The organism is Paenibacillus taichungensis, assembly GCF_003287275.1.
Lineage (GTDB): Bacteria > Bacillota > Bacilli > Paenibacillales > Paenibacillaceae > Paenibacillus > Paenibacillus taichungensis_A.
Window position 1 is genome coordinate 44,110 of record NZ_QEVW01000002.1, and the last position, 12,464, is coordinate 56,573.

Annotated in this window: 7 protein-coding genes; all 7 read left to right on the plus strand. The window is 44.2% G+C overall.

Annotated elements, in window-relative coordinates; all coding sequences use genetic code 11:
* The first annotated feature begins 91 nt into the window (after positions 1 to 91).
* The 7 genes from DC345_RS02575 to DC345_RS02605 all read left to right on the plus strand — a co-directional run bounded on the left by DC345_RS02575 (position 92) and on the right by DC345_RS02605 (position 12,452).
* Complete coding sequence (locus DC345_RS02575) at positions 92 to 1,039, plus strand: glycoside hydrolase family 25 protein (protein WP_113051783.1); 948 nt, start codon at positions 92 to 94, stop codon at positions 1,037 to 1,039.
* Positions 1,040 to 1,871: 832 nt separating this feature from the next.
* Complete coding sequence (locus DC345_RS02580; RefSeq protein WP_113051918.1) at positions 1,872 to 3,524, plus strand: ABC transporter substrate-binding protein; 1,653 nt, start codon at positions 1,872 to 1,874, stop codon at positions 3,522 to 3,524.
* 155 nt (positions 3,525 to 3,679) lie between these two features.
* A complete protein-coding gene (locus DC345_RS02585; protein WP_024632912.1) occupies positions 3,680 to 4,684 on the plus strand; it encodes an ABC transporter permease in 1,005 nt (334 codons plus the stop codon).
* A gap of 24 nt (positions 4,685 to 4,708) precedes the next feature.
* Positions 4,709 to 5,608 (plus strand): nickel transporter permease, encoded by a 900-nt coding sequence (gene nikC / locus DC345_RS02590; RefSeq protein ID WP_113051784.1) that lies wholly within the window; start codon positions 4,709 to 4,711, stop codon positions 5,606 to 5,608.
* A 1,076-nt stretch (positions 5,609 to 6,684) separates the two neighbouring features.
* Positions 6,685 to 8,565, plus strand: a complete 1,881-nt coding sequence (htpG, locus tag DC345_RS02595) for a molecular chaperone HtpG (RefSeq protein ID WP_113051785.1) — start codon at positions 6,685 to 6,687, stop codon at positions 8,563 to 8,565.
* A 640-nt stretch (positions 8,566 to 9,205) separates the two neighbouring features.
* Positions 9,206 to 10,456, plus strand: coding sequence for a hypothetical protein (locus DC345_RS02600; RefSeq protein ID WP_113051786.1), 1,251 nt, complete (start codon positions 9,206 to 9,208; stop codon positions 10,454 to 10,456).
* Positions 10,457 to 11,036: 580 nt separating this feature from the next.
* Complete coding sequence (locus DC345_RS02605; RefSeq protein ID WP_113051787.1) at positions 11,037 to 12,452, plus strand: deoxyguanosinetriphosphate triphosphohydrolase family protein; 1,416 nt, start codon at positions 11,037 to 11,039, stop codon at positions 12,450 to 12,452.
* Positions 12,453 to 12,464 lie beyond the last annotated feature (12 nt).

Below are 12,464 nucleotides of genomic sequence, written 5' to 3' on the forward strand. Positions count from 1 at the left end.
ATCAACAGGGGACACGCACACAAGCAACCCCTGACCCCCAAGCATTAACTATATACAAACGGCAATTTGCCGCATAAAGGGTGTGAGAAACATGCAAACGAGAAGCTCGGGCAATACGCAGGGCATTGACGTCTCGCGGTATCAGGGTAATATCGATTGGGCCAAAGTGAAGGCGAGCGGCATGACATTTGTGTTCATCAAGGCCACCGAAGGGCAGACGTATACCGATCCAAATTTCCAAAAAAACGTAACTGGCGCATTGGCGGCGGGCATGCTAGTGGGAACGTACCATTTCTTCCGTGCGACAACTACTGATGCTGCCAAGGTAGAAGCGGCACATTACGCCAGTACACTTAACAAAGTTGGAGGCGCCAAGGCGCTGCAATTACCTCCTGTCATGGACTACGAGAATAATCCGGGTAACCTGAGCAAAGCTCAGATCAACACGGTCGCTAAGGTTTTTTTAACGGAATTGCAACGTCTCACGGGTGTGAAACCGATCATATACACGGGCAATTCATTTGCAGGCAATTTTGACACTTCGATGAGCTCATACGATCTATGGATTGCGCGTTACAGCAACACGCGTGTGCCAGAGGACCAACCTGCCTGGAAACGTTGGACATTCTGGCAGTATACGGACTCGGGCAAGGCGAACGGGATCAGCGGCAACGTGGATATGAACGAGTTCGAAGGATCGGCAGCGGAATTGAGAGCAAGATATGCAACAGCAGCACCGAAGCCGCCAGAGCCATCCGAACCAACCAATCCTACGAATCCCACAAATCCAACCGAACCACCGAAAGGGGGCGAACCGATGACAGCCGAAGAGAAAGCAGCATTTGATGCGCTCAAATCCCAGGTCGATAAACTGCAGGCGCGCCAGCAGATGGAAGTTCCAGTCTGGGCAAAAGCTGCCGTTGACGCAGCACTGGCATATGACACCAAAAATCCATTGTTCAGCATCGATGGTGGGGCGAGTTATGATTTTTACCGTTTTATCACGGTCATGTACCGCAGAGGTTTATTCAAAAAATAACCTGACCTAACTTAAAATATATGTTGGACCCGGTTTTAGAATAGAGAACACAACAAGGGACACACGACGCTTTTTGTCGAAAGGTGTTCCTTTTTTGTGTTTTATGTAAGTGATATTAACATATATAATAAAGTTGAAGACTTATGTCCGTAAATCTCTTGTCTAATTGATGAATGTGATGTAAAGTAAGTTACACGAAATCGATTTTCACCACTGTTTATTTACATAATCCTCCTCATCATGACAAGACTTTAACATCAAAAGTTATTGTAATGTCTCCCTGTTGTATAATCCAACATCGCTAGATTAATTTTACAATGTTATGAAACAATCCAATCCAACCTGCTTGAGAAAACGCTAGAATGTTCTGTTTACCAACTTTCTGTTTCAGTTAATGGCCATCATTATACCCTTGCCAATTACACTTTAGCCATGACGTTTAACTCCCAGTCAAATTTTAAGCCAAACTCCACACCAGACAACACTACCGTTCTCTCTAAATCAGCCTTTGTCGCCGTCACAAGGTCAGTACCATTTTACTGTTGCTTATTGACCAAAGTTCAATTGTTACGCAACAACTCTGATACAACAATCACAGGCTTTTATAACGTAGCACAACATTCGAAAAATCTAACAAAATGTGCGCGGTTACATCCCGTTTTACATCTTATATACGTCTCAAGTTATCCAAAATTCCATCACAGGTATCGCAGGCATCTTAAGCCTTTCATATGATACAAAGCACCAAACCGATCGATTGTAATCATTGGAGTTTTTTTCATGCCAGTATCACACACATTATGAGACAGGGAAGGGTGTTGTACGTATGCGAATGAGGAAAAGATGGTTATCCGGGGTCATGGCAATGGCCATGAGCACAGTGTTGATTCTATCCGGCTGCTCCAGCGCGAGTAACGAAGGTACAGGCAATTCCCCCGCTCCGGCGGAAGGTAGCGAGCCTCCGGCAGAAGTGGCTGCACAGGATACGATGATTATGGGACGCGGCGGAGATTCCGTGGCGCTGGACCCGGCAATCGTTACAGATGGGGAGTCGCTGAAGATTGGCCATCAGGTATTCGACTCGTTGCTGGATTACAAGGAAGGTGGAACCGAGGTTGTTCCTGGACTGGCTGAGAGCTGGGAGATTTCGGCGGATGGACTCAAGTATGACTTCAAGCTGAAGTCTGGCGTGAAATTCCACGATGGTACCGACTTTAACGCAGAGGCTGTGGTGTTCAACTTCAATCGATGGAGTGATCCGGCCAGTGAATATAAATTCGAGGGAGATTCCTTTGACTATTATGATTCCATGTTTGGTCCGGAAGACGGACGCGTCATTAAGGAAGTAAAGGCGATTGACGAGACAACGGTCGAGTTTACCCTAAACCAGCCACAAGCGCCTTTCCTGCAAAACATTGCGATGACGCCATTCGGCATTGCAAGTCCAACTGCGATTCAGGAGAAAAAGGAGAATTTCAAGAGCGAGCCCGTAGGCACAGGCCCATTTGTATTCAAAGAGTGGAAGCGGAACGACTCCATCACTCTGGAGAAGAATCCGAATTACTGGAAAGAGGGACTGCCGAAGCTGAACAAAGTGATCGTGCGCTCCATTCCGGATAACACGGCTCGCTTCAATGCGCTACAAAACGGCGAGATTGATATTATGGAAGACTTGAACCCGGATGATCTGTCCATCCTTGAAGGGAATAGCGAGCTGCAAAAAATTGAGCGTCCACCATTTAACGTGTCATACATTGGTTTCAACTTTAAGAAAAAACCGTTTGATAACGTGAAAGTAAGACAAGCCCTCAACCATGCGGTAAACAAGCAGGGCATTATCGATGCTTTCTTTGCGGGACAAGCGCAGGCAGCGGTAAACCCGATGCCGCCAACGCTTTGGGGGTATAACGACAGTATTGAGGACTATGCTTACGATCTGGAAAAAGCAAAAGCATTACTTGCCGAAGCTGGCTATCCTGATGGATTGCCTGACCCGGTAACGTTCTACGCAATGCCGGTATCCCGACCGTATATGCCTGACGGCAAGAAGGTAGCCGAAGCGATCCAGGCCGATTTTGAGAAAATCGGAGTGACCGTAAACATCGAATCACCAGAATGGGCAACGTATCTGGATGATGCCAAAGCCGGAGAGAAAGACGATATTTACATGCTTGGCTGGACTGGTGATAACGGTGACCCGGATAACTTCCTGTACACACTGCTCGATAAGGATGCAATCCCGGGCAACAACCGCAGCTTCTATGTAAACGAAGAATTGCATACGTTGCTGACGAGTGCACAGAAAGAAACGGATCAGGACAAACGTGCGGAACTGTACAAGCAGGCGCAGGTGATTATTAAGGAAGATGCTCCATGGATTCCACTAGTGCACACCACTCCTATTTTGGCTGGGAAAGCGAACCTGAAAGATTTCGTACCGTCCCCATTGGGCACGGAATCCTATGCCAATGCTTATTTTGAATAACTTATATATGAGCTGAATTTAGTACTAAATACGATCCATTAGTTCAAAGCGCTGGCGTACACGCAATGCTTGGCAGAACCCACATCAGGATGTAACGATCTAAAGCATGCATGTCTGCCAGCGCTTTTTATACGTTAAAGGCAGGTGAATGAGGAGTGAACAGTTACATCGTCAAACGTGTACTCGTGTTACTGCCCGTGCTGCTGGGCATGACCCTGATCGTCTTTTCCATTATCCACGCCATTCCGGGTGATCCGGCCGAGACCATACTCGGGCAAAAGGCAACCGAACAATCCAAGCAAGCTCTGCGTGACCAGCTCGGACTGGACAAACCATGGTTTCAACAATATTTCGCTTATCTGGGCGACCTGTTTAAGGGAGATCTGGGCACATCCATCCGCACCAAGGTTCCCATTGCCCAGGAAATTGTGCCCTATCTGACAGCGACCCTCGAATTAACGATGGCGAGTATGCTTTTTGCGATCATTATTGGCGTGAATGCCGGGATTGTCAGTGCGTGGAAACATAACTCGTGGTTCGATTACTGCTGCATGGTCATTGCATTGGTGGGTGTATCAATGCCGATCTTTTGGCTTGGGTTGATGGAACAGTGGCTGTTTGCGAACAAACTGCACTGGCTGCCGTCCATCGGCAGAATGAATGCGCGAGATCCGATCGAAGCCATTACGGGCTTGTATGTGTTGGATACGATGATTGCCGGACGATGGGATCAGCTGTGGACAGTAACAAAACATTTGCTGCTGCCAAGTATAGCACTCGGCACGATTCCGATGGCCGTTATTGCCCGGATGACGCGTTCCAGCATGCTCGAAGTAATGAGTTCGGATTATATCCGAACCGCGAAGGCGAAAGGACTCGGCCCGTTTTTCGTCGTATATGGACATGCGTTGAAAAATGCGTTTATTCCCGTGCTCACCGTCATCGGCATACAGACCGGATCTTTGCTGGGTGGAGCCGTGCTGACCGAAACGATCTTTGCTTGGCCTGGTGTTGGGCGCTATATATATGAAGCAATTAGTTCGAGGGATTATCCGGTGATCCAAAGCGGCATTCTGATCGTGGCATTCTTCTTCGTAGTGATCAACCTGATTGTGGACTTGCTGTACGCCGTATTCGATCCGCGTATTAGTTATAAATGAGTATGAACAGAAGGGAGACGCCGCATGGCCAAATTATCGACTAATACCGGAGCATCTATTGACGCCGCGTCAGCACGTGCATCAGGTCCATGGCGGGAAGCCTGGAGAACGTTTCGGAAAAATCGGCTTGCGCTGGTAGGCTTGATCATTATCGTTTTTTTTATCCTATTGGCCTTTGCTGCCCCGTACATTGCCCCGTATGATTACAAAGAGCAGGTACTCACGGATCGTCTGCAAGCCCCTTCGGCAGAGCATTGGTTCGGTACCGATGATCTCGGGCGTGACGTATTCTCCAGAGTGCTGCATGGAGCGCGCATTTCATTGTGGGTTGGTTTCTTTTCTGTTATAGGCTCTATTATTGCGGGGGCTTTGCTTGGTCTGATTGCCGGATATTATGGAAAATGGGCAGACATGCTCATCTCACGTTTGTTCGATATCTTGCTCGCTTTCCCGGCGATACTACTGGCAATTGCCATTGTGGCGATTCTTGGCCCGTCCTTGCAAAATGCATTACTCGCGATAGCGATCGTGAACATCCCGACCTACGGACGACTAGTGCGTTCAAGGGTACTTAGCTTGAGACAGGAGGAGTTCATTACGTCAGCGCGTACGCTGGGGGCTGGCAATATGCGAATTCTGTTCCGGCACATCTTGCCCAATAGTCTCACCCCGCTTATCGTTCAAGGCACACTGGGGATTGGAACAGCGATTATTGAAGCGGCTGCGCTCGGATTTCTCGGCATGGGGGCCCAACCACCTGACCCGGAATGGGGCAAAATGCTGTCGGATTCCCGCCAGTTTCTGCAAAAAGCACCGTGGACGCTTATTTTCCCAGGACTCTCTATCATGTTCACCGTGCTTGGTTTCAACTTGTTGGGCGACGGCCTGCGCGATACCCTTGATCCAAAGATGGCCAAAAAATAGAGGCTTGCATCTCCAACCAACCGTAACCGTAACCGTAACCGTAACCGTATCTCGGTAACTCTAACTTTTGCGGTAACGCCGCTTGAGCGCCAACGCTAACCGTAAGTGTAACTTGTAGCTGTAACGCTAACTTTTGCTCCAAGCTAACGAACCTAGGAAGCCGTATTCTGCAATTTCCTGCCCATTTGCCAATCTAACGAATTTCACACACGCTATGCTGTGAAAAACCTGAGGAAAATCTCAAAAGGTCGGCTTAAGAAGAGTAATAGCGTGTCTGCGATTCGTTAGATTATGAAATCATCCTATAAAGGCTGATTAACATCGATGAGGTTCGTTAGCGTGTGACTTGCGAATGCTGCCTATACTCATTTCAATCTGTCTCCAAGCCGGTTCGAACTTTGGTTCGAGGCGGCTTTTGTATTGCATGATGTATTGAGCTAAAATGGTTAGAGATGCGCAAAACTTAAAGTGTTACTCGATGATTTTGTTAAAATAACCGCCATCGTATTGACACCCAATTTTCCCATATGTTATATAAAAGGAAGGGTTTAGCACTCCGGTCATCAGAGTGCTAACAAATGATGTTTTTACTACACGACTACATATGGAATGATTGGCTTTTTGAATATGGATTAAGTTAACTTTGAATAGGACATGCAGAGTGGAATGAGCTAGAAAAGGCCTCGACGCGAAAGATGGATCACTAGATTTTCGATTGATAAAAATTTCAATGTTTAAAATCAGTTCCTGATCAGATGCAAAAGTAGTGGAGGGGACGAAATCGATTTGGAGGAAAGCGAAGCGTTCGCCTTTATCACTGAATTTCTCCCTTTTTAAAAAGGGATCAAAGAAATTCGGGGATAACAGCGATCCGAAAAACGATTCGTAACCGGAACGGCTACATTGCAGAACGTCATGCACTTATTTCTACAATGAGTCATTAGAGTCAATCACAATATCTGTGGACCAGCGCGATTAAAGGTTTTGGAGTCTACTAATCGCCCAAGGATTATTTCAGTTACTTTCTATATTTAACCAAATCATTCTATACCCAATTTGAAAGGAGACACCTATTCATGGCTAAAAAAGAATTCCAGGCTGAATCCAAACGCTTGCTGGATATGATGATCAACTCCATTTACACCCAAAGAGAAATCTTTTTGAGAGAACTGATCTCCAACTCCAGTGACGCCATTGACAAAATATATTACAAAGCACTGACTGACGATACACTCGTTTTCAACAAAGAGGACTACTACATCAAGCTTACCATCGACAAAGAAAACCGTACGCTTACGCTCACTGATACAGGAATCGGGATGACTCAGGAAGAGCTGGAGAACAATCTGGGGGTTATCGCGAAGAGCGGCTCGCTGGCGTTCAAGAAAGAGAATGAAGCCAAAGACGGCCACAACATCATTGGACAATTCGGGGTTGGTTTCTACTCCGCATTTATGGTGGCAGACAAGCTGACGGTAACGAGTAAAACGTTGGGCAGCGACGAAGCATGGAAATGGGAATCCGAAGGTGCGGATGGGTACACGATCTCGCCAGCCGAGAAAGATTCCGTGGGTACGGAAATCGTCCTGACGATCAAACAAAATACCGAAGAAGATTCGTATGACGAATTTTTGGAAGAGTACCGCTTGAGATCCATCATCAAGAAATACTCCGACTTCATTCGTTACCCAATCAAGATGGATGTGACAGGTCAGCGTGCAAAAGAGGGTACGGAGAACGAATTCGAAGAGTACAAAGAAGAGCAAACCGTGAACAGCATGGTGCCGATCTGGCGTAAAAATAAAAGCGAACTGACCGAAGAAGATTACAACAACTTCTATATGGAAAAACGCTACGGTTTTGACAAACCGCTCAAACACCTGCACATCAGCGCAGATGGCGCAGTGGTATATAATGCGATCCTGTTTATCCCGGAGAACACACCATTCGATTATTATACAAAAGAGTATGAAAAAGGGCTTGAACTGTACTCTAACGGTGTATTGATCATGGACAAATGCGGTGATTTGCTGCCAGATTACTTTGGATTTGTAAAAGGTATGGTGGACTCGGAAGATCTGTCCCTGAACATCTCCCGTGAAATGCTGCAACACGATCGTCAGCTCAGCCTGATCGCGAAGAACATCAAGAACAAAATCAAGAGCCAACTGCAAAGCTTGCTCAAGGACGAGCGTGAGTATTACGAGAAGTTCTATCAAGCGTTTGGCCGTCAGTTGAAGTATGGTGTATACAGCGACTATGGCGTGAACAAGGACACTCTGCAGGATCTGCTTTTGTTCTCTTCTTCCAAGGAGAAAAAGCTGGTTAGCCTGGACGAGTACGTTTCCAGAATGCCTGAAGATCAGAAGTACATCTACTACGCATCCGGTGAATCCATTGAACGAATTGAGAAGCTGCCACAGATCGAGGGTGTACTCGACAAAGGTTATGAAGTATTGTACTTCACCGATGACATCGATGAGTTTGCAATCAAGATGATCACAAACTACAAAGAGAAAGAATTCAAATCTATCTCCAGCGGTGATCTGGGCATCGAGGACAGTACAGACAAAGAAGAAACAGACGCACAGGACAACGACAACAAAGAGTTGTTCGAAGCGATGCAAGCACAGCTTGGCGGCAAAGTAAAAGCTGTTAAAGCTTCCAAACGCTTGAGAAGCCATCCGGTATGTTTGTCCACCGAAGGTGAGCTGACGATTGAGATGGAGAAAATCCTGAAAGCCATGCCGAACAGCGAAAATGTACAGGCAGACAAAGTGCTTGAGATCAACGTAAATCACGATGTCTTCAAATCCCTGAAAGACGCATTTGCACAGGATAAAGAGAAATTGAGCCTGTACACAAGCTTGCTGTATCATCAAGCACTGCTGATCGAAGGACTGCCGATTCAAGACCCGGTAGAGTTCACCAACGATATCTGCAAGGTCATGGTCTAAATTCTCAATACTGTAGTGATATAATTGTTTAACAAGAAAGCAGGGTTACAACATTTTATACAACGTAAGGGTTCGAGGTACGATTGATTTCTTCTGAAATCTGCAACGTCCTAAATCCAACATCTCCACTCCGACAGGGCAAAAATGCCCTGTCGTTTTTTATTTTTACTGCCTTACCCAATATCAAGGAGGGGATGGGGGAGACATGGATTATTGAAATAATATATTTCATCAGGAGTGGTTAATAAGAAACAGTGGAATAGTGTAGGAGGTGGAATTGATACTGGAGACAACAGTGATAGGAATAAGAATGCGTAACCACGAAATTATAGGTTGGAAAATCCGCGGGCAAAATCTTATGGAGGAACTATCGCACCTGATTTTAAATTAGTTGTAAAAAGTGGTAAGTCATTTGTTATAGATAGTGGTTCCTCCAGATGTAATACTCAAAAAAATGAATGAAACTATAGTTATTGAAAAATTTCCTTTGGTATTGATACATATTATTCTCCGTGATACAATTTGTATCAAAAGCGATCTTGAGAGGTGAAAGTATATTAAAGCATTATCCCCACCTAAACCTTTTGATAATTATTTTAAAATATGGGCCATTGTGTTACCTATAAATTCTTGGGTTTTAATGCCTTCAAATCCAGGGACGACGCCTGGGCTACTTTTATCCTTGTTATCAGTTGCTTTTGTGCTTTTATTTGCTATTAGTCTAAAACTCAAAAACAATATGGAAGTTAAACAGGTAACCAATTATTTCTATAGAGACCTAATTATTTTCGTTTACGTGTTAACGCTATTTAACGGTTTAGCACAATTAACTGTCTTATTCAAAATGAGTGGAGGATATGACTACGATTTCGTGCACAATGTTATATTAGTTAACGAAAATGGGCATGTTTTTTTAAGATCTAGCCTATTTACTCAATCCATTTATCTTATTGCTGCTTCAATAATTTGCTTTTACACTAAATATTTTTACAAGAAAGAGTGGAATAAGTACATATTCATAGGTACTTCTATATTTCTTATTTATGGGTTTTACGAATGGATTTATTATTTACTATTTGGAACAACTGGAGACTTTTTAAGTAACAGAGTATTTGCTTTAGATATTAACGGTGATCCTAGATTGGGGAGCATGAGTCAGAGAACTGATGCTTTTGGAATAGATACACTAAGAATGAAGAGTCTAACAGGAGAGCCAAGTGCTTTCGCGCTTACTGTATTACCTCTCTGGATATTCGCAGTACATTTACGCAAACCTTTTTTTCACATTCCCATGCTAATAGCATTAATTTTATCTACCTCTTCAACCGCATTTTTAGGAATATTAATTTATTTCATGTATAGAGTTTTGCGTTATCATTTAAGAGATAGGTATTGTCAAATATTCATTTATTTCTCCACAATTTTAGTTATCCTAAATTATAAAAGAGTTGCATCTGTTCTTGAATTCTTACTATTTAATAAGATTGATTCTCACTCTGGAATTCAAAGATCCTCTTCTATGTTCAAACATCTAGAATATTTTTCACATATGCCATTTTTCAATAAGTTGTTCGGGGTTGGATTTGGATATGTTCGCTCAACCGATTTTTTCTCTACGTTATTAGTAAATAGCGGTATTATTGGATTCATTTTCTTTAGTATATTTTTCTTATATCCAATATTTAAATTAAAGAGAAACTATTTTAATGATGGTCTTAAAATTTCTTTGCTAATAATTTATGTATCCTTAATGTTATCCGTTCCGGAATTTTCCTACTTAACTACATGGTTATTTTTGGGGATAAGTTACAATCAGCTAGCTAGAGAAAAAAAATCAACCATTCTTCACAATTTAAATCCCGTGAAATTTAAATCATCAAAAGTAATGTGAGTATGTAGGGAATTAGAATTAAATGTTCGGTAAAGTAGATTTCTCATTCTTTGAGGGATACTTTACCGAACATTTTTTTTAAGAGAATTTAATCAATGGAATGGAATACGTTGTACTTTAACTCAGCTTTCGTACCTAGAATATTAACTTAAACCTTTAAAGGCGTAAGTAAGAATTCAATATAGTTTCTCCTATTTACAAAAAAACTAGCTTATTGGAAGTCTTGAGCAACCATGAAAAGAATAGTGTATAACCCTATGTACAAGAACATTCCTTGGCCAAACAACCGTTTTTCACATCGGGAAAGCTCTTAGGCATGCAGGTATTACCAAATCGTTTGGCCTTTCGATTTTAGCCATTTTTAGATCTGAGAAAATTTGAGTAAATTATAATTTCATTTTATATCATTATCATTTAGGTGCACGGATGATAGTCTGGCGGGGTATAATAAGAGAAGACGACTGTGCATCACAAGTTGATGTGAGAAGAGATGACAATCGCAGACAGGTTTTGCTTTTCGAAACTGTAGAATATGTGTATAATCACTCAAAATAGAGACAGTTGGCTAGGAGTGATCAACATGCAATGGAACGATCTGAGAGAACATAGACAATATCCTGAACTAACAAAACTGGATGGGGCTCGTGCAGCCTATGAGCGCGACTATTCCAGACTGATACATTCACCGACTTTTCGTCGGCTGCAAGGCAAATCGCAGGTGTTTGGTGCAGGAACGGGCGATTATTATCGCACACGATTGACCCACTCCCTGGAGGTGGCGCAGATTGCCCGAGAAGCGGCAAGAAGCTTGCTTCGTCGCTACCCGGAGGTGGAGTTGAATCAGGCGGACAACCCCGGACTGATTATTGATTCGGAAGTGGTGGAATGTGCCGCGATTGCGCATGACTTCGGTCACCCGCCTTTTGGGCATAAAGGGGAAGAAGTGCTGGATGGCATCCTCGATGATCTCATTAACACTGAGGTCAAGAAAATCATGAAGAAAAATCGCGGGGCCAAATCACCTCAACCGGAACCGGAGATTCGTGCAGAGCTCAAGCGGAAGTATGAGCACTTTGAAGGCAACGCGCATAATTTCCGCCTCATTATGTATTTGGAAAAACGGGAAGATATCGATGGGCTGAACCTGTCGGATGCAGTGCTGCTCGGCATTAACAAGTACCCGTATCCTGGCACGGAGAGCAAGAAAGGCATGTATCATCATGAATGGCAGTATATTCGCGAAATTCGTGATCGTTGGCACATTCCTGCTGGCAAAAAGACGCTTGAAGCGCAGCTGATGGACCTTTGTGATGATATTGCGTATTCCGCACATGATCTGGAAGATGGCATCAAGGCAGGCAAAATCGAAGTACACGAGCATTTCCTGCAAGATCCGCATATCAATCGATTGATTGTGGATAAGATTACGACACTGGAGGATCTGTTCTGGAACGGATGGACAAGGGAAGCGATTGGCAAAAAAGTTGAAGAAGTCCTCGCTTCGTTCCTACGCATCTGGAATGAAAAGATGCCGTTCTGCGAGCATGATTACTCACGAACCCGCCGTGAGGTCAAGGCTTACTGGGTCAGCCTTTTTGTCGCTAGCCTGGGGGTTATTGATAACGGAGACTGGAAAAAGGTGACGTTTGTCCGTGAAGGTGCCGAGGATCTCGATATGTTGCGTACGGTGAGTGTGCTTAAGAGCTTTGCCTGGGTGACCATGATTCGTGACCTGCGTGTGCAGAGGCTGCAAAAGCGTAGTGAATGGATGATTAAGCGTCTGTGGGATGCTTTTCTTGACCCGGAAACGTCCAAATCCATTATTCCGTCCGATTGGCTGCAACGCTATGAGAAGGATCAGGCGAAGGCGAATCCGATCTGGACTTGGGAGCATATGGTGATTGATTATATTGCAGGAATGACGGATGCTTTTGCCGAGAAAATTTACAATGAACTATACGGCCTCAAGGTTGGTTCCATCTACGATCTGGATTAGAGATAAGCAATA

Coding starts and splice junctions, on each gene's coding strand:
- DC345_RS02575 (WP_113051783.1), top strand. CDS start 92: ATGCAAACGAGAAGCTCGGGCAATACGCAGGGCATTGACGTCTCGCGG.
- DC345_RS02580 (WP_113051918.1), top strand. CDS start 1,872: ATGAGGAAAAGATGGTTATCCGGGGTCATGGCAATGGCCATGAGCACA.
- nikC (WP_113051784.1), top strand. CDS start 4,709: ATGGCCAAATTATCGACTAATACCGGAGCATCTATTGACGCCGCGTCA.
- htpG (WP_113051785.1), top strand. CDS start 6,685: ATGGCTAAAAAAGAATTCCAGGCTGAATCCAAACGCTTGCTGGATATG.
- DC345_RS02600 (WP_113051786.1), top strand. CDS start 9,206: ATGCCTTCAAATCCAGGGACGACGCCTGGGCTACTTTTATCCTTGTTA.
- DC345_RS02605 (WP_113051787.1), top strand. CDS start 11,037: ATGCAATGGAACGATCTGAGAGAACATAGACAATATCCTGAACTAACA.